The sequence below is a fragment of the Paenibacillus oryzae genome (assembly GCF_001675045.1).
GTDB classification, from domain to species: domain Bacteria; phylum Bacillota; class Bacilli; order Paenibacillales; family Paenibacillaceae; genus Pristimantibacillus; species Pristimantibacillus oryzae.
The window spans coordinates 23,467-41,495 of sequence record NZ_LYPA01000042.1 but is presented as its reverse complement, the minus strand read 5'-3'; the positions used below and the strand labels follow the sequence as shown (position 1 = coordinate 41,495).

The 18,029-nt window shown below is 51.4% G+C and carries 15 protein-coding genes; 12 read left to right on the top strand and 3 right to left on the bottom strand.

The window, feature by feature from the left end:
* Positions 1-139: 139 nt before the first annotated feature.
* The 4 genes from A7K91_RS06725 to A7K91_RS06710 all read left to right on the top strand — a co-directional run bounded on the left by A7K91_RS06725 (position 140) and on the right by A7K91_RS06710 (position 6,501).
* Positions 140-1,627: a glutamate synthase subunit beta gene (locus A7K91_RS06725; RefSeq protein ID WP_068680953.1), complete on the top strand. Its 1,488-nt coding sequence runs from the start codon at positions 140-142 to the stop codon at positions 1,625-1,627.
* A gap of 1,071 nt (positions 1,628-2,698) precedes the next feature.
* The gene (locus tag A7K91_RS06720) at positions 2,699-3,034 is read left to right on the top strand and encodes a hypothetical protein (protein WP_068680950.1); all 336 of its coding nucleotides are present in this window, start codon (positions 2,699-2,701) and stop codon (positions 3,032-3,034) included.
* Positions 3,035-3,069: 35 nt separating this feature from the next.
* Complete coding sequence (locus A7K91_RS06715; protein ID WP_068680948.1) at positions 3,070-4,143, top strand: hypothetical protein; 1,074 nt, start codon at positions 3,070-3,072, stop codon at positions 4,141-4,143.
* A 15-nt stretch (positions 4,144-4,158) separates the two neighbouring features.
* Positions 4,159-6,501, top strand: a complete 2,343-nt coding sequence (locus tag A7K91_RS06710; protein WP_068680946.1) for a type IA DNA topoisomerase — start codon at positions 4,159-4,161, stop codon at positions 6,499-6,501.
* 129 nt (positions 6,502-6,630) lie between these two features.
* Here the strand turns inward: A7K91_RS06710 and A7K91_RS06705 are convergent, their stop codons facing one another.
* Positions 6,631-7,296 (bottom strand): HAD family hydrolase, encoded by a 666-nt coding sequence (locus tag A7K91_RS06705; RefSeq protein ID WP_342671732.1) that lies wholly within the window; start codon positions 7,294-7,296, stop codon positions 6,631-6,633.
* A gap of 127 nt (positions 7,297-7,423) precedes the next feature.
* On the bottom strand, positions 7,424-7,651 hold the full coding sequence (locus A7K91_RS06700; RefSeq protein WP_068680944.1) for a hypothetical protein: 228 nt from the start codon (positions 7,649-7,651) through the stop codon (positions 7,424-7,426).
* A 168-nt stretch (positions 7,652-7,819) separates the two neighbouring features.
* Here A7K91_RS06700 and A7K91_RS06695 point away from each other — a divergent pair, with 168 nt between their 5' ends.
* The 8 genes from A7K91_RS06695 to A7K91_RS06660 all read left to right on the top strand — a co-directional run bounded on the left by A7K91_RS06695 (position 7,820) and on the right by A7K91_RS06660 (position 16,826).
* The gene (locus A7K91_RS06695; protein ID WP_068680942.1) at positions 7,820-8,545 is read left to right on the top strand and encodes a phosphonate ABC transporter ATP-binding protein; all 726 of its coding nucleotides are present in this window, start codon (positions 7,820-7,822) and stop codon (positions 8,543-8,545) included.
* A 112-nt stretch (positions 8,546-8,657) separates the two neighbouring features.
* Entirely contained in the window at positions 8,658-9,275 is a 618-nt protein-coding gene (locus A7K91_RS06690) for a DUF3298 and DUF4163 domain-containing protein (RefSeq protein WP_068680941.1), read from the top strand.
* Between the two features lie 53 nt (positions 9,276-9,328).
* Positions 9,329-11,005 carry an APC family permease gene (locus tag A7K91_RS06685; protein ID WP_068680939.1) on the top strand — a complete coding sequence of 559 codons (1,677 nt, stop codon included), beginning with the start codon at positions 9,329-9,331 and terminating at the stop codon, positions 11,003-11,005.
* Between the two features lie 340 nt (positions 11,006-11,345).
* Positions 11,346-12,362: a phosphotransferase gene (locus A7K91_RS06680; RefSeq protein ID WP_068680937.1), complete on the top strand. Its 1,017-nt coding sequence runs from the start codon at positions 11,346-11,348 to the stop codon at positions 12,360-12,362.
* Positions 12,363-12,438: 76 nt separating this feature from the next.
* Complete coding sequence (locus tag A7K91_RS06675; RefSeq protein WP_068680935.1) at positions 12,439-13,359, top strand: polysaccharide deacetylase family protein; 921 nt, start codon at positions 12,439-12,441, stop codon at positions 13,357-13,359.
* Positions 13,360-13,406: 47 nt separating this feature from the next.
* Positions 13,407-14,366, top strand: a complete 960-nt coding sequence (locus tag A7K91_RS06670) for an AAA family ATPase (RefSeq protein WP_068680933.1) — start codon at positions 13,407-13,409, stop codon at positions 14,364-14,366.
* A gap of 8 nt (positions 14,367-14,374) precedes the next feature.
* Complete coding sequence (locus A7K91_RS06665) at positions 14,375-15,475, top strand: DUF58 domain-containing protein (RefSeq protein ID WP_068680931.1); 1,101 nt, start codon at positions 14,375-14,377, stop codon at positions 15,473-15,475.
* On the top strand, positions 15,459-16,826 hold the full coding sequence (locus A7K91_RS06660; protein ID WP_068680929.1) for a DUF4129 domain-containing protein: 1,368 nt from the start codon (positions 15,459-15,461) through the stop codon (positions 16,824-16,826). Before A7K91_RS06665 ends, A7K91_RS06660 begins: the two co-directional genes overlap by 17 nt.
* Positions 16,827-16,975: 149 nt before the next feature.
* Here A7K91_RS06660 and A7K91_RS06655 read toward each other — a convergent pair whose 3' ends face one another.
* A complete protein-coding gene (locus A7K91_RS06655) occupies positions 16,976-17,962 on the bottom strand; it encodes a YpdA family putative bacillithiol disulfide reductase (RefSeq protein WP_068680927.1) in 987 nt (328 codons plus the stop codon).
* Between the last annotated feature and the right edge of the window lie 67 nt (positions 17,963-18,029).

Here is an 18,029-nt window from a genome sequence, read left to right as displayed (position 1 = left end):
TTCGTCATATAGTGCAAATGATTGTGCGGAAAATCCATTAACGATCCTGTCTCAGTAATGCTAGCATGTAAAATACAACGCACTGACTGCAATCGACATATAAAGGCTGCAAACAGGAACGAGAACGGAGGAACTGCACATGTCTACACCAACTGGATTCATGGAATATCAGCGCCAACTGCCAGCGGATCGCGATCCTATCGATCGCATCAAGGACTGGAATGAATTTCATAAGCATTTGAGCGACGAGCAGCTTCGCATGCAAGGCGCGCGCTGCATGGATTGCGGTACGCCGTATTGTCATACAGGCATGGAATTGGGAGGCTCCGTATCGGGTTGTCCGGTTAATAATCTTATTCCGGAATGGAACAACCTGATTTATAGAGGACTGTGGCGCGAGGCGCTTGAGCGTTTGCACAAAACGAATAATTTCCCAGAGTTTACGGGGCGCGTTTGCCCGGCTCCTTGTGAAGGCTCCTGTACAGTTGGTCTTATCGGCGATGCCGTTACGATTAAAACTATCGAGCAGGCCATCATTGACCGCGGCTTTGAAGAAGGCTGGGTTGTTCCTCAGCCGCCAAAAGTGCGTACGGGTAAAAAGGTAGCGGTGGTAGGCTCCGGACCGGCAGGACTTGCGGCAGCCGCCCAGCTCAACAAAGCCGGCCATACGGTAACGGTTTACGAACGCGCGGACCGGATCGGCGGTTTGCTGGTATATGGCATTCCAACCATGAAGCTGGAGAAGCATATTGTCCAGCGCCGGGTTGATCTGCTTGCAGAGGAAGGCATCCAGTTTGTGACGAATACGGAAATCGGCAAAGACATTTCCGCAAACGAACTGGTAGACAGCTTCGATGCAGTTGTACTGTGCGGGGGCTCTACCCGTGCCCGGGACGTGGAAATGGAAGGCCGCCATTTAAACGGCGTTTATAAAGCAATGGACTACTTGAACGGCACGATCAAAAGCTACCTGGACTCCAATCTGGAGGACGGCCAATATATTTCAGCCAAGGACAAGGACGTCATCGTTATCGGCGGCGGCGATACCGGCTCTGACTGTGTTGCAACGGCGCTGCGCCATGGCTGCAAATCCGTAACGCAATTTGGCACCCATGCCAAAGCCCCGCTGGAGCGCGACCACATTAACAATCCATGGCCGCAGTTCCCGAATGTGTACACGCTAGATTATGCTCATGAAGAAGCAAAAGCCATGTTTGGTGAAGATCCGCGCGCCTTTTCCGTCTTGACAAAAAAATTCGTTGGCGACGAAAACGGAAACCTGAAGGAGCTGCATACGGTACAGATCGAGCGGACTGTGGATGAAACAGGCCGTAAAATCTACACGGAGATCCCGGGAACGGAAAAGGTATGGCCGGCTGATCTTGTTTTTATCGCAGTAGGCTTTGAGGGTCCCGAAACAACGATTATCGAGCAGCTGGGACTGGAGCAGGACCGCCGTTCCAATGTAAAAGCAAGATACGGAAAATATGTAACAAATGTTGAAAAGGTATTTGCCGCAGGGGATATGCGGCGGGGCCAAAGCCTTGTTGTATGGGCGATCAACGAAGGCCGCGAGGCTGCTCGTGAGGTGGACAAATATCTAACAGGCTCCTCCATGCTGCCTTAAGAGGTAGTTCAAAAAGTCCGCTTCCCAATACGGGAGCATGACTGGCGTCATGGCCGGCGGCGAATATGGCATTCAGCCGAAATCTCCGGTCCTCACGTAGCTAACACTACGCTCCGGTCCTCGATTTCTAGCTTCTTGCCATCTTCTTGGTACTGGAAACCGAACTTTTTGAACTTTCATTTTAATGGTAGTTCAAAAAGTCCGCTTCCCATTACAGGTCATGACTGGCGTCATGGCGGGCGGCGAATATGGCATTCAGCCGAAACTTCCGTTGCTCACTTAGCTTTCACTAAGCTCCGCTACTCAGTTTCTAGCTTCTTGCCATCTTCTTGGTACTGGAAAGCGAACTTTTTGAACTTTCATTTTAATGGATGTTCAAAAAGTCCGCTTCCCATTACAGGTCATGACTGGCGTCATGGCGGGCGGCGAATATGGCATTCAGCCGAAACTTCCGTTGCTCACTTAGCTTTCACTAAGCTCCGCTACTCAGTTTCTAGCTTCTTGCCATCTTCTTGGTACTGGAAAGCGAACTTTTTGAACTTTCATTTTAATGGATGTTCAAAAAGTCCGCTTCCCATTACAGGTCATGACTGGCGTCATGGCGGGCGGCGAATATGGCATTCAGCCGAAACTTCCGTTGCTCACTTAGCTTTCACTAAGCTCCGCTACTCAGTTTCTAGCTTCTTGCCATCTTCTTGGTACTGGAAAGCGAACTTTTTGAACTTTCATTTTAATGGATGTTCAAAAAGTCCGCTTCCCATTACAGGTCATGACTGGCGTCATGGCGGGCGGCGAATATGGCATTCAGCCGAAACTTCCGTTGCTCACTTAGCTTTCACTAAGCTCCGCTACTCAGTTTCTAGCTTCTTGCCATCTTCTTGGTACTGGAAACCGAACTTTTTGAACTTTCATTTTAATGGTTGTTCAAAAAGTCCGCTTCCCATTACGGGTCATGACTGGCGTCATGGGCGGCGTCGAATATGGCATTTAGCCCGAAATTAAATATACTTGATCTGTGAGCGCCTTAGGGCGCTTTCTTGCTTTTTTAGGTGAAAAGGAGAGGATATCACGATGATTAAATATGGAATGGATGCGGCGCATGAGCTTATTTTCGCTGGGTTTCAAGCCAGAATTGAAAAGCGGGACAGCCAATGGATCGATATTTGGCTGAAGCCGGAGCTTGCGGAATCCTCCCTTTTGCCGGGGGATATCATTGATTTTTCTATATTAGTGATTGCTACGCCGGATGGACAGCTGGTGCAGAGCGTGGCTCTGGACGAGGATTGTGATTGTGAATATAGCTTTACCCCCTCCGAAAAGGAACAAATTGCTGCTTTTATCCGGCAGGAGGGCATTCAACGCCAAATTTGCGAGGCAGCTGTACCGCAAGAAGGAAAGTTGTGGTAAAATCGGTGTGAAGACAAGGTGCCGGGGGTTATCAAATGACTGCCAATCCTGCCTATATCCTAACGCCAACTGATGTAAAAAATATACGCGGGTACGTACATACCAAATATGCCGCCATGCCAAACGACAAACGAGTCGAAATGGTGGCGGATGCGGTTCAGCGCATTATTCACCGGCAATTGCCGGATTTTGAGCTGTCGCTCAAGCAGCGTTTGACTGGCGAGCTGATCCGGTCCACCGTGCTGCAGGAGCAGCGGCCTGTAAGCGCAGACGACGTGTATCGGCTATGTCTGGAGCTTGACCATAGCGACGAAAAAATCGCGGGGCCGCTGCAAAGATGGATTGACCTGCAAGGCGAAAAGCTGGCTTCGGGCGAAGTCGTGCCGATCGCATTTTCCGGAAGCGCCGCTTCAGGCGCAAACGCGGAAGCGCTGCCTCCAGCCGCACTATCAGGAGCAGGGGAATTGAGCAGGCCAAAGCAGAGAAAAACGCTGCTCTACAGCCTGTTATTTGTTTTGCTCGCCTCCTGCCTGGGTTTGTATGGGGCAGGATATTTAACAATGCCAAGCACGGCGGAAACCCAAGACACGGCATTTATTGCACCGAGCGGCCCTGAGCAGGAGCTTGCAGCGCCGGCTATGCTTAATGAATTGCCAGCGGATATGAAGTTTGTGGATGTGTCGAGGGAGGCGCTGCTGTCCTATTTGACAAGCCGCAATTCCTTGCTGGCGGACGAGCCTTATTTTACCGATATTATGGTGACGGCCCAGGAATTCGATATCCACCCCGCGTTGCTGTTTGCCATTACCGGGCAGGAGCAGGGGTTTGTGCCAAAGGACAATAAACGGGCGCGGGAAATTGTTAATAATCCGTTTAATGTTTTTTATAGCTGGCAGGATTTCAATACAACAACAAAGGAATCTGCACAGATTGCAGCCAGAACGATTAATCGGCTTAGCAAGGACCGTCCTGAAGGGACCGAGCCGCTTGTCTGGATCAACCGGCAATATGCGGAAGACCCCAACTGGTCAACGGGCGTTTCCTCCATATTCAGGTCCATCGTCAGTCATCTGGAAATCCATAGCGTCACCGAGAAAGCTGTTTCATAAGGGAGTGGCCTAACATTGAAAACGCTGATTATAGCGGAAAAGCCCGACATGGGGCGAAACATCGCGGCCGTGATCGAACCGCGCGCCAAAAATCACCGGACCTATCTGGAGGGCGAGCACTATATTATTACATGGGCAATCGGTCATTTGATCGGCCTCGCCGAGCCGGATGCTTATGATGTCAAATATAAAAAATGGAATATTAACGATTTGCCGATTATACCGGAGGCGTTCAAGCTGGTGGCAAACCGCAAAACGGCAGATCAGCTCAAGGTCATCAAGGAGCTTGCCAAACGCTCCGGGCAGCTGGTTAATTGCTGCGATGCGGGGCGGGAAGGGCAATACATTTTTTCGCTTATTCAGCGCCATTTGAAGCTGCGCCAGCCAGTCAAGCGGCTATGGATATCCGATTTGACTCCCGAAAGCATTCGCAAAGGCTTTGACGAGTTAAAGGATGGTTCGGAATACGATAATCTGACCAAAGCGGCGACGGCGCGAAGCGAAGCGGATTGGCTGATCGGAATGAATGGATCACGCGCTTTTACAACCAAGCATAACGTGTTGTTGTCGGTTGGCCGGGTTCAAACGCCGGTGCTTGCATTAATCTACGACAGGCAAAAGCTGATCGAGGCTTTTTCCTCGCTCAAATATTATGTGGTAGAGGCTATGCTTCAGCAGGGAGAAACCTCTTTTCGCGGCATCTGGATGGGGGACCGGTTAACGGACAGCGATAAAGCGGGCGCGATTGCTGCCAAAGTAAGCGGCAAGTCCGGCATTATCGAATCCTATGAAGTTAAGGATGTTAAGGAATATCCGTTCAAGCTATACGATCTGACGCTTCTCCAGCGGGAAGCAAACGGGCGTTACGGTTTTTCCGCCAAAAAGACGTTGGATATCGCACAAGTCTTGTACGAAAAACACAAGGTTATTTCTTATCCCAGAACAAATTCCAACTATGTCACGGAGCAAAATATTCCGGAAATGCATAAGGCGTTGTCCGCTTTGCAAGGAACAGCATACGACAAATGGGCAAGCTCCGCCAACCGGGCTTTGGTGCATAAGGGAAACAAATTCATCTGCAACCCGGCAAGAGTCGAGGATCATCATGCCATACTTCCCACAACCCGCAAGGCAGGTGAACTGTCCGGAGACGAAGCCAAGCTGTATGATCTCATTGTGAAACGTTTTTTATCCCAGTTTTATCCTCCTGCCGAATACAAATCGCACGCCGTTGTGAGCGAGGTAGAGAAGGAGCGGTTCAAGAGCAATATTAAGGAGCTGCAAAGCTTGGGCTGGAAAATTATTTACAAAGATGAAAAAGCGGAAAAAACGAAGGATAAAACGGATAAAGCTCAAAAAGAGCAGGATAGCGATGAAGAGGTGGAGGTAGCCTATCCGTTCCGACTGGATAAGGAGCAGGGCATTACGTGCACCCATGCGGAGGCAAAGGAAAAGGAAACTCAGCCGCCGAAGCCTTTTACAGAAGGCACGCTGCTGAAGGCTATGGAAAGCGCGGGCAAAGATATTGAAGACGGGGATGTGCGGGATGCCATGAAGGACTCCGGCCTGGGAACCCCCGCTACTCGCGCAGCTACGATTGAACGGTTAAAAAAGGTTGAATATATTGCGATGCAGGGCAAGCGGATCGTCATTACCCAAAAAGGCAAAACGGCCATCGAACTGATTCGTGCAGCGGGAGTGGAGCTTTTGACATCGCCCGAAATGACCGGCATGTGGGAAAAACGGTTAAGCGAAATCGCGCGCGGCACCGCATCCAATGAGCAATTTATGGAAAATGTCAAAAAATTTGCGACCATGATCGTTCAAAAAGCAAAGGGACAGGTCAGAATCGACAGCGCCGCCTTCCAAAATACCGACATGCCAGCCAAAGGCGGAAGGGGCAGCAGCAAAGGAACGACGCGGAGCACGCGAGCTGCATCGTCAAGATCAACGGCTAACGCCGGGACCGCCTCTAAGAAATCGCCGGTCAGTTCCCGTACTGCTGCCAGCAGCAGTATGGTTAATAACGGGACAACTGCTCCGGTCTCCCGCAGCCAGCAAAACCAGCCAAGCCATTCTCAGGAGCCGCAAAGGGTGGCAGCATGCCCTCGGCCGGGCTGCGGCGGATATTTATTTATGGGCCGCAAGGGTTATGGATGCAGTCATTACAAAACGGGGTGCGGCTTTGTCATCTGGAAGGAAAGCTTTGGCCGCAAGCTAAGCGATACCCAGGTCAAAGCGCTTGCCGAAAAAGGCAAAACAGCAAAGCTTAAGTTAACCGTTAGAGAAGGGGAAGTAGCCGAAGGGAAAATTGTGCTGCTTGATTCTGCAACGGGCAAGCTTGGGGTGGAAATATAGAAGTCACGCAACGTTTGAATGAAAAAAACCGCCAGCAGTCGCTTAATTGCGAATGCTAGCGGTTTTTGACTTTTTAGCGGGTAATAAAGTTATGAATGGCGTCCGGCACCTCAATCAATTGATCAAGCGTCAGAAAAGCTCCGCGCGGCTGTACGTCAATACCAACCACATTGTAATGCCATTCCAGCTGTGAGCGTATATGAATGGCATGAATGCCGGCACAACATCGGTACGGATGGAATTGCCAATCATCCATGTGTGGTCTCTGTCAAAGCCGCCGGATGCCAAAATGCCTTCCATAGCTTCGTTGTCCTTGAGCTGCCGAATATAGATGTTGGAGCCAAAATAATGCTGGAGTCCCATACTCTGAATTTTGCGGCGTTGAATGGGCTCTTCGCCGCCCGTATATAGATGGAGCTCGTGACCGGCTTCCGCCAGCGTATCCAATGTACGTTCCATATTTGGATACGGCTCCGTTTCATGCTCGTATGCCCCCATGCCCAGCTTCCATAAAAAAGCTTCTTCTGTTGCGGAACGCTTGCGTCCGGTTAAATGGCTGAAGTGCGAATAGGTATCCAGAAAAGATTGGGGGAAATGCTCGCTCTTAAAGCCGCTGACACTAATTAATGCGACGTCGCATTCCATCTGCCTGCTGCGAATATCCTCGGCCTTAACCTCATCATAACCGCCAAACCAGACCGTCATCGTATCCACGAATTGATCAATGACAAAGAAAAAATATTTATTGCAATAAATAAGCGTATCATCCAGATCAAATAATAGTTGCTGCTTCATCAAGCCTGTTCTCCTTTGCCGTTCCATACGCATGGCGTAGTTGGTTTATACCAATCTACCGCATCTGACCCCGAAACGTCAAACTGCCGCACAGCCAATTCAAACAGGGGAGAACGGGGCGAGGCATTCATAGGGCATACTTTAATTGGGATTGATGCAGTTGATTTTTGATAAAAGCAATGCGCCTCTTCACATAAAAGTCGCGGCTGTCGCTCTTCAAATCGCGGGGACCGATCACCTCCTCTGTGTTATTGTCGATAATGACTAACCTTCCATCACTGTAAAACTTAAAGGTTAAATCGCGAAACGGACGAACCTTCTCCACATAACGAAAATTTTCACAGCTAATTCCCATGGTGTACCGGCCTCCTTCAATGCCTCAATTTTCAGAACATTTGTTCTTTTTCAGTATACCAAACATTTGTTCGTGTGGAAAGTGTTTTTTATTTGCCGTAAACTAGCTTTATAGGTTATCGTTATAAGACTTGCTTACATAGTTGCATTGTTAGAAGGGGAGCTGGGCATGTTACGAGTAAAAGGATTAACCAAACGAATACCCGGAGGTCCGAAGGTGCTTGACGATGTCAGCTTCGACGCTTACGAGGGCGATTTTGTGGCTGTAAAAGGAAGCAGCGGCAGCGGCAAATCCATGCTGCTGAAATGCCTTGCGCTACAGGAAACCTGGACCTCAGGAACCTACCAGTTCAACGGGAAGGATGTGCCTCAGGGCAACTGGCTTGCAAAAATGAAGATTAAGCAGCAGGTTGCTTATCTGGAGGAGAAGCCGTTTCTTTATCCCGATAAAACAGGCTTGAAAAATGTCATCATCGGTTCCGTTACCCAAACGCCAGCATGGCGCAGATGGAGCGGAATGATGAGAAACGACGATTATATGGGCGCGATGGAAATGATTGAAAAACGCGGCTTGCTCGATAAAGCGCATTTGAAGGCCCGTAATCTAAGCGGCGGCGAACGGCAGCGGATGGCTATTGCCCGGGCGCTTGTCCATGGAGCGAAGGTTATTGTTGCGGACGAGCCCGTATCGGGCCTTGATCCCCATGCTGCGGATGAAGTGCTTGGCGAGCTGAAAGCGCTTTGTAAAAACGAAGGCATTATCGTAATCGCCGTGCTTCATCAAGGCGATTGGGCCGAGCGGTACGCCGACCGTATTTTGGGATTAAATCAGGGCAAGCTGGTTCTTGATGTTTACGGAAGAAAACTGACATTGCGCGAAAAAAGTCTTTTGTAAGAAAACACAGCCTGGCGGCGGGGAGCAATCTCCGCCGTCTTTGTCATGAGACAAGCTGTCCTGGACATAAGCTTAATCATCCCAGCTTGTTTAAAGGATGGTGTGTCGCTTCATGTCCATTTCTTCACCTCTCGTTGTTCAAACCGCAAAGGCTGTATTTCCAAAAACAACTTTGCTAGTCCCGCATGTATCCGGAGGGGGCCACGCCAACGCCAACGCGGTCCGTATCATCAATGAGGAGATAGCCGCCGAGGTGCGCAATTTACGGGCCAACCAAGGTCCGCTGGACGATCCCAGAGCCGAAATGCTGGGCTGGTTCGAAGTAAAAACCAATGAAAAAAACGTGTTCAGCCTCTCGCTATACAATTACGCCTATACCGGCGGCGCGCATGGCATGACGCTTCAGCAATCGCTCACCTTTGACGCCAGCACAGGCAAGCGTTATACGCTTGGCGAGCTGTTTAAGCCAGGCAGCAACTACATTGAAGTCATTAGCGCTATTGTTGCCGCATCCATTGCCAAACGCGGCATAGAAACGCTGGAGCCCTTCAAATCCATTTCACCCGGCCAATCCTTCTATATCGCCGACCGGTCGCTCGTTATCTATTTTCAGCTGTATGAGCTGGCTGCTTATGTGTACGGCTTTATCTATTTCCCTATTTCCGTATATGAGCTGCAATCCATCATTAAGGAGGATGGCCCGCTGGGCGTCATGCTGGCAGGAGATTAATATCAGTCGTATGGGTGCTGGTTGCAGATGGATGTGATGGGAGGGATGGCGGCATGTTTGCGGCTTTGTTGGGATGTTTGCCGGCTGTTGCCGCGGGGGTATTAATTTTGGCATTGGGCTGGAAGGCGCAAAGCGGCGTGGAGTCCTCACGTTACCAGAGCATGTCCATGTATGGGCGTGACGCGCAAGTACTTCAGGACAAATCGGACTTGCATCGGCTGGGACTGGCACAGCTATTGTCCCGCAGATGGCGGGGCATTCCTGCGCTGGGCCTTTCCTTTAATACAATGGCGCTAATCGGAAGCGCAGCGATCCTGTTTGGTCCGGCTTTGATCGCCGGAGGACCAACGGTCATTGGCCTTGGTTTTCCGATTGTTGCGCTTCTAAGCCTGCCTGTTGCTGCTGCGCTGGCGGAATTGATGTCGGCAGTGCCTTCATCAGGCGGCATTTATCACGGCGCATATCTGCTTGGAGGGCGGAGGTGGGCGCTTTTTGCCGGCTGGCTTCACGCCATCGGCCAGCTTGCCATGCTTGCCCTTCTAACAGGGGGCTGCGCATTTTTGGTCAATCGGCTGCTTGCCGCCCGGTTTGGCCTTGAAGTGACGCCAATGTCGCTAGGCCTGACGGCAACGGCAGTATGTTGCTCGCTCGCGGCCGCCAGCTTGTGGGGACATATAGCGCGCCAATGGCTTGCGGCTGCGGGACTGTGGCTCCAGCTTGTGCTTGCTTCAGCTATATTGGGAGGGTTGGTCTGGGCTTTCTGGCCTGGCGATTATTCACCGGCTGTATTGTTTGCGTTTCGGGACATAAGTTGGAATGCAGCGGCCGGACCGGAGGGGCTGCTTCTTGGTTCGCTTTTGCTTCTGAAGCTGTTTACGGGAATGGACGGAGCGGCACAAGGCGCAGAGGAAACCATTGAGCCGCGAATTAGTGTTCCGTGGAGCATATTTATGTCGGTTGCTTTTGTTTTTGCGTTTGGTTTTGTGCTGCTTATGTTTATGACTTTGACATTGCCGTCCGCACTGGGCAGCAGCTCCAATCTGGCGACGATCCCCCTGATTGGCGGGTTTTCGGGAGTGGAGTGGTTCATGCAAAGCGCCCTGGCAGGGTGGGGAGGAGCTGTGATTCTAGCCGTATTGATTATTTTGTCGATATGGTTCAGTGGAGTACAGGCCGCCGGTTCTTGCGCCAGAACACTGTTTGCTATGGCACGCGACGAAGCCTTGCCGTTCAGCCGCAGGCTGGCTGCTGTGTCCGTAACCCGCCAATTGCCTGTCACGGCCATTGTTGTGACAGCCGCTCTCTCGCTGGCGTTGCTTGCGTGCTTTGCCGCTGCAGGCCGGAACCACCTAATGCTGCTGCTGTCGCTTGGTTTGGCGGGATTTCAGCTTGCTTATGCGGTGCCGATTGGTCTGCGGCTTAAATCACTGCTTGGAAATAGAAGCAAAATCATGCATGAAGCGTCGCTTGGTCAAGGACCTTGGCATCTCGGGAGCTGGAGCAAGCCGATTCATGCGGTTGCATTTGTATGGCTAGCCGCCAGCGGAATTCTTTCTGCCGTCTATGTCCATCCCGGAGGCGGGGCTGGCATTGCCGCTTTTTTGACTCTGGCAGTGCTTAGAGAAGCCGCCATTCGCAAACGCAGAGCCAGAATGGAAGAAGGACGAAAAGTAATGAAGAAAGCTGGCCGCGAGCTTTCTCGCCTGGAAGGAAATTATCCCGTGAATTAGCGCTTATCATTTTTAAGCTGGCAGGCAGCCTGGGAAATGGGAACGGGAAATAGAAAGGGCGCATCGCTTTATTTCCCGGGGAAGCGCAATAAGCTACAGAAAACAGAAGCTTTCGACAACGAGGGCGGCCATATTGGGCCTTCCAGTCTGTCGAAAGCTGCTTTTTTTGCCATTCCTTAAATAATGCAGCCTTTAAAGGGGGACCGTGAAGCTAACTTTTTTGCCATCTTCTCCCTAGGGCGATTATAATAAGGCTTATGGGGAGGGCATGACTCCTTTTGGAAAGCGGGCTTTTGGATCTGCCTCTATGAGAATATGAGGGGAAGGAGCAGAGAGATTAATGCAACAGGAAAGCAACGTACATACCGAATCAGGAAGGAATGAGCTCTTACGGGAATTGTGGCAGCGTTTTCGTCCGAATGAACCTCTTGAGCTGACAGAAGGGGAAAGCGGCATGAACAATGTTACGGTAATGGGGAGCTCAGGCGGCGAAAGCTTTGTTTTGCGCGTGTATAACAACTATGGAAATATGGAAGCGGTAAAACTGGAGCATGAAATGCTGGACAAGCTGGACAAAAGGTCTGAGCTGCCGTTTTTGGTGCCTCGGCCTTTAGTTAATGAAGCTGGAGAAACGGTGGTGGAGCTGTCAGATGGAAGAGCGGGCGCCGTTTTTCGCTATATTGAAGGCGCTCGTCCTTCGGGGGCTTCAGAGAGGGACGCCTTCCAGCTGGGCGAAGCGGCTGGCCGATTGATTAACACCATTAAGGATATGGAGCTGATTGGCAAACCGCAATACAGTCCGTATTATGCCTTGGCGGACTCCTACGCTGCAATGACGGGCGAAAAAATGGCGGCGCTTTCCGGCGCATCGCCGCTTCTGGAAGGGAAAGGCGAGGCATTGGCAGCCATTCAGCTTCACAGAGAGGCGACGGAACGGCAATGCCCCGAGGTTGCCGCTTTACCCCAGCAATGGATTCATGGGGATCTTGTATTTAACAATGCGTTAAGCGACGGCAGCCGAATTACCGGAATTCTTGATTTTGAGTTCGTCACCGTAGATTGCCGCGCCATGGAGCTGGCCGTGCTTATTGTTGATCTCATCAAGCCTTGGAACAGGGATGCAGCTGCAAGCATCCGCGCCGTTATTCAAGGGTTTACCAGCCAGGTTTCGCTAAACAAGGAGGAGCTTCGCCTCCTGCCTGTTTTGATCAAGCTGAGGCTGCTGGATGTTGCGCTGCATTTTGCTGTTAGATTTTCGGATGGAATTGATAGCGGCGAGGTGCTGGCTGGCATTATCGACGATACGATGTACGGCTTGCATTGGCTGGAGCAGCATTCCGTTCTGCCGGAGGGCTGATGACGCCTATTTTACAATCCATAAATGAGGGTTGAGCAAATCGGTACAAGCAACTGGATATGGAGGAGGAGCAGGAATGAAGCTAGCGGAGCAATTGGGCTATGGAAATGATGAGGTGCTTCTGATTATTAATGCGGATGATTACGGGTTATGCCATTCCGTCAACCAGTCCGTTCAACAGCTGCTTGCAGCGGGGGCTGTCAGCTCCGCCACTTTGATGACGCCTTGCGCCTGGGCGCGCGAGGCTGCTCTCTGGAGCGCTTCCAACAAACATCTGGACGTTGGCGTGCATTTCACATTTACGAGCGAATGGGAGCCGTACAAGTGGGGGCCGGTGACCACAAGCGGAAATGTGTCTTCACTTGTAACGAAGGAAGGTTATTTTCCGGCTGGGACAAAAGCTTTTGAGGAAACAGCGGATGCCGGCCAAGTGAGGCTGGAGCTCATCAGCCAGCTGGAGCGGGCGCTTTCCTTCGGCATGACGCCAACTCATGCGGACAACCATATGGGCAGTCTGTACGGACTTGCTACGGGAAGGCATTTTTTAACCGGGGTGCTGGAGGTATGCGCGGAATACGGCTTGCCGTTTCGCCTGCCAAGGTACGTCACGCCGGAGCAAGGCGGCATCGCGCCCCCGGAGATGGAGGAGCAGGCTAAAGCTATTGCCGCGCTGGCGGATGCCAAAGGCGTCGTCATTCTGGATTATCTGGTAGGGCTGCCTTTCCATAAGGGCGAGGGGGAAACGTATGACAGCTTCAAAGCCGATATGAAGCATTTGCTTGCTTCGCTAAAGCCTGGAGTTACGGAGCTGATCATCCATCCTTCGCTGGCTGCGGAGGAGCTGGATGCCTTCCATGCCCAGCCGGAGAAGCGGGTGATGGAGCATCATTTATTTCTGGATGAGGACATGACAGCTTACATGAAGGAGCGCGGCATCACATTGATCAGGTGGCGAGAGCTTCAGCAATTGCAGCGGGGGAAAAAAGCGAAGGGCTAGTCCCAAGCTTTTTAGATACGTCTTAAGGGATGAGGAGTGTTACGCATATGTCTTTTCAGGATATACAGAAGCTGGCGGAGCGTCTGCGCCATAATGTCGGACAGGTAATTGTCGGCAAGGAAGAGGTTATCGAGCTTTTGTTCATCGGAATGGTTACTTCCGGGCATGTATTGCTTGAGGATGTGCCGGGCACGGGCAAAACGATGCTGGCAAAGGCCTTTGCCAAATCGCTATCGCTGCAGTTCAAGAGGGTGCAATTTACGCCAGATTTGCTGCCCTCGGATTTAAGCGGCATTCATTTCTATAATCAGAAACAAAATGAATTTGTGTTTCGGGCAGGTCCGTTGTTTACTAATTTGCTGCTTGCCGATGAGATCAACCGGGCAACGCCGCGAACGCAATCCAGTCTTCTGGAATGTATGGAGGAGCGTCAAATCAGCATTGACGGGGAAACCAAGTCGCTGGAACGTCCGTTTATGGTCATCGCAACCCAAAATCCGGTGGAGCATCAGGGAACGTTTCCGCTCCCGGAAGCGCAGCTTGACCGGTTTCTGTTCAAAATCAAAATGGGTTATCCCAGCCAAGAGGAAGGCTTAAGCCTGCTGAAGCGGTTTAAGGAAAGCAATCCGCTGGACGATTTGCAAAGCATTGCCGGCAGCTACGAAATAGGAGAGGCGCAGGCGGCTTACTCTGCCGTAAAAGCCGATGACGATGTGCTGCTTTATTTGCTGCAATTAGTAGAGCGGACGCGAGGACGCGACGATGTGTTGATTGGCGTCAGCCCGCGCGGAAGCCAGGCGCTGCTTCGTGCGTCCCAGGTCCATGCCATATTGCGCGGCAGAAGCTTTGTAACGCCTGATGACATCAAGGCGATGGCGAAGCCTGTGCTGGGCCACAGGCTTGTGCTGCGGGCGCTGGGCAGAGGGCAGGAGCACGCGGGCAAAATCATCGACGAAATTTTGCAGGGGCTGGAAGTGCCGGCGGAAGCCGGGCTTGCGGCTCAATAGGCAAGCCGATGATATTTATATGGTTTCTTCTAGCGGCAGGAGCTGTTCTTTATATTCAGAACCGGCTGTTCAAGCGATTTGTGTTGGCTCGCCTGAGCTATACCCGCCGGTTTCGCCAGAAGCAATGCTTCTGCGGGGATGAGGTGGAGCTGGTGGAGGAGCTGCGAAATGAAAAGTGGCTGCCGGTTCCGTGGCTTCGGGCAGAAGCTCTGCTTCCAAGCTCGCTCCGTTTCAGGAAAAGCGATAATTTTGATGTCAGCAGCGGGCAGTTTTCCCAGAATCACCGGAGCTTCTTTAGTCTTGCACCCTACACCAAGCTAACCCGGACTCATACGCTAACAGCCGCCAGGCGGGGGAAATTCAAGCTGGAGACGGTTACGTTATCAGGCGGAGATTTGCTTGGCAACGGAAATCGCTCCTTCGTGATTCCTTTAGAAAGCGAGCTGACCGTTTATCCGCTGCCCTTGCTGCCTAATCTGGGCGATCTGCCTTCCCATAGCTGGCAGGGGGAGCATAGTGTCAAGCGGTACATTGCGCCTGACCCATTCATTGTTGTTGGCGCAAGGCCGTATCGAAGCGGAGATACAATGAAATCCGTCAACTGGAAAGCAACTGCGCGGACTGGCGAGCTTCAGGTGCATCAATACGATTTTACGGCGGACCCGGAGCTCATGGTTTTTTTGAATGTGGAAAGCGGCAAAGGGATGTGGAGAGCGGTAACAGACGAAGAGCTGATCGAAACCGGCATTAGCTGGGCGGCAGGCGCGGTAGGAAAAGCGATCGCCAGCGGCATGTCGGCCGGGTTTGCTAGCAATATGCCCCAGCAAGGCAGGTCAGATAGCACCTATATCAAGCCGTCCGGAGGACAGGAGCATCTGTATGCGCTGCTTGACCTGATGGCGGGTTTACAGATGCAGAGAACGGAAGCGTTTGCGGAAGTGCTTAAACGAGCGGAGAGCGCTGGCGCTACCGCTCAGGACATGTTGATTATATCCACCTATTGGGATGATGAACTGGAGCAAACGGCAGCCAGACTGCGCTACAACGGCAATGCTGTGATCGTGTGGATGCTGGAGGGCAAGGGGGGCGCTTATGCAAGCGGAGAATAACGCTGGTCTGAATCAGAAGTCCGCCGAGGGAGGCGGAAGCAATCACTGGAAGCCCTTTGTTCGCGGCTTGACGGAGCTCTTATTTTATTTCCCTTTTTTGCTGCTGGCAGTCGTTTGGCTTTTGCCGCAAAGCGAGGTTTATCCATGGCTTCTCACCTTGTGGCTGCCATATGCCGCAGCCGCCTGGCTGATTCATAAAGCGGAAAGTCTCAAGTTTTGGCGCAGGTTAGCTGGAGCCCTGATCATTGGCGGCGTCCATATCGCTGCATTTGCCTTTTTCCGAGGGCTGACCGGGTATGACGCAATTTGGCTGCTTTGTATGGCAACCGCCATCTGGATGGCAGACAGGGGGGTTGCCATGCGGCTGCATGGATGGAATGATTCATTCAGCTTTAATAGAATGGCCTCCTGCATCCTTGCTTATTTTGTGTTGACCTGCATCATTCATTGGGGGCCGGACCGGCTCTCTCCTTATTCGATACCTGCTGCGATTTGCGGCATAACAGCGCTCTTTCTATTTTTGCTAATTATCAATCACCGCCATTTGAGCTTTGAATTGATTGACAAGGGAAAAAACTCCGCAGTGCTGACCGCAAGAAGGCGAAATAGATGGATGATGGCTATTCTGCTTGGCCTCATTGTGCTGATTTCTATTTTTCGGCAGCTTCAGCAATGGGTGGAGGAAGGCCTGAAAACCGCTTTTGCAGCGTTAATGGCGCTATTCCGCTCAGAATCGTCCCCGCCCGATCAGGAAATACCGGCTTCGCAAGAGCCTAACGCCTTTCTGCCGGAGATAGAGCCCAGGGAGCCCGCTCTCTGGATGAAAATGCTGGAGCAGTTCATGTGGTATGTCATTTATGCCTTCATCATAGCGGTGACATGCGTCTTGCTTTTTTTCATCATCCGAAAGCTGTTCAGACTATCCGAAGCTTTATGGAAAAGACTGTTTCACACAAAGGCTATCAACAACGAGGATGGCGCGGCTTACAAGGACGAAATTGAAAGCTTGATGGCTTCAAGTAAATGGAAGCGCAACAGAGCATCAAGGGCTAAGGGCGGTCTGCTAAATGACGTTAAAGCCTGGAATGAGCTTTCTGCAAATAGCGAAAAAATCCGATATCTGTATAAGATGATGGTGAGACGCGGCATCTCAAGAGGTTATTCTTACCGCAAGGATCAAACAGCAAGAGAAACGGCGGAGGCTCTGGCAAAGCGACAGCAGAAGTTGAATGGAACCGTTGTTTATGAGCTGGACCGTTTTGTCGATCTGTACGAGCAAGCCAGATATGGCGGCATAGAGCCGGATTCTAGTGAGGTTGAGCTGTACCGGAGCCGCTTAGAGGAAAAATGAAAACAAAGCTAACGCCCCAAGCTCCATGCAGCGAAACCTGCGCTCGTGATAGAGCGGCTGCAGGTTCTCGTCCAGCATGGAGCTTGGGGCGTCTCTTTTGGCCTAGAGTCGAGATAGCATACAGAAATGAACCGTGAAATCAGCAGTTTTCAGCCGTTTGAGCGCTGAGCAAGCAAAGCGGCTATCTTTACGCCGTGGAAGCGGCCGGATTCAATAAAGATTTCATTAGCCTCGCGCCTTGATGCAACAACCCCCGCCAGAAAAATGCCAGGAACATTGGTTTCCATCGTTTCCTCATTAAAGGTAGGATAACCCTCGGGCTCAATCGTAACCCCCGCGGCCGTCAGGAAGCTCCGGTCTGGATGGAAGCCGGTTAAAGCCAGCACAAAATCATTGGCAAGCTCCGTCAGCCCCTCCGGCCCTTTGACGACCAGATGGCGGGGGTGAATTTCGGTCACATTAGAATTAAACAACATGCCGATGGAGCCTTTGGCCACTTTGCCCTCAAACAGGGGGCGCACCCAAGGCTTGATGCCGGGATAATACCCGTCTCCCCGATAAATAACTGTAACCTCTGCTCCAACCCGCTCCAGCTCAAGCGCCGCGTCGATAGCGGAATTGCTGCCGCCTATAATCGCAACCTTCATACCGACATAAGGATGCGCCTCTCTGAAAAAATGACTAACCTTGTCCATATTTTCTCCAGGTATGCCAAGAATGTTAGGGTGGTCAAAATAACCGGTAGCGATAACTACATTGCTGCAGCTGAAGGAAAGCCTTTCATCAAAACGATCAGTGCCCTCCAGCACAAAGCTGCCGTCTGCTTGGCGTTGAATCGCGTTAATCCCGACATATGGCAAAATGTTGACTTGATGACGCTGGGCCGCCGTCCGATAATAATGGAGCGCCTCGATACGGGAGGGCTTTTCATGCGCCGTTGTAAACGGGATATCTCCGATTTCCAAAAGCTCTGGAGAGCTGAAAAAATGCATATATGTAGGATATTGGGAAATGGAATGGGCGATATTACGCTTTTCAATTACGAGCGGCGTGATTCCGGCCCGTTTTAATTCAATTGCTGCTGCAAGACCACAGGGTCCCGCGCCGATAATAATAGTATGGTGAAATGATTGCACGCTTCATCCTCCTGATCTATAGTGCTGTATTGTCATTTTACTTCTGCGGGGCCCCTTCTGCAAATGT

Excerpts from the sequence above, each read along its gene's own strand:
- A7K91_RS06725 (WP_068680953.1), top strand. The coding sequence starts at position 140 with ATGTCTACACCAACTGGATTCATGGAATATCAGCGCCAACTGCCAGCG.
- A7K91_RS06720 (WP_068680950.1), top strand. The coding sequence starts at position 2,699 with ATGATTAAATATGGAATGGATGCGGCGCATGAGCTTATTTTCGCTGGG.
- A7K91_RS06715 (WP_068680948.1), top strand. The coding sequence starts at position 3,070 with ATGACTGCCAATCCTGCCTATATCCTAACGCCAACTGATGTAAAAAAT.
- A7K91_RS06705 (WP_342671732.1), bottom strand. The coding sequence starts at position 7,296 with ATGAAGCAGCAACTATTATTTGATCTGGATGATACGCTTATTTATTGC.
- A7K91_RS06700 (WP_068680944.1), bottom strand. The coding sequence starts at position 7,651 with ATGGGAATTAGCTGTGAAAATTTTCGTTATGTGGAGAAGGTTCGTCCG.
- A7K91_RS06695 (WP_068680942.1), top strand. The coding sequence starts at position 7,820 with ATGTTACGAGTAAAAGGATTAACCAAACGAATACCCGGAGGTCCGAAG.
- A7K91_RS06690 (WP_068680941.1), top strand. The coding sequence starts at position 8,658 with ATGTCCATTTCTTCACCTCTCGTTGTTCAAACCGCAAAGGCTGTATTT.
- A7K91_RS06685 (WP_068680939.1), top strand. The coding sequence starts at position 9,329 with ATGTTTGCGGCTTTGTTGGGATGTTTGCCGGCTGTTGCCGCGGGGGTA.
- A7K91_RS06680 (WP_068680937.1), top strand. The coding sequence starts at position 11,346 with ATGCAACAGGAAAGCAACGTACATACCGAATCAGGAAGGAATGAGCTC.
- A7K91_RS06675 (WP_068680935.1), top strand. The coding sequence starts at position 12,439 with ATGAAGCTAGCGGAGCAATTGGGCTATGGAAATGATGAGGTGCTTCTG.
- A7K91_RS06670 (WP_068680933.1), top strand. The coding sequence starts at position 13,407 with ATGTCTTTTCAGGATATACAGAAGCTGGCGGAGCGTCTGCGCCATAAT.
- A7K91_RS06665 (WP_068680931.1), top strand. The coding sequence starts at position 14,375 with ATGATATTTATATGGTTTCTTCTAGCGGCAGGAGCTGTTCTTTATATT.
- A7K91_RS06660 (WP_068680929.1), top strand. The coding sequence starts at position 15,459 with ATGCAAGCGGAGAATAACGCTGGTCTGAATCAGAAGTCCGCCGAGGGA.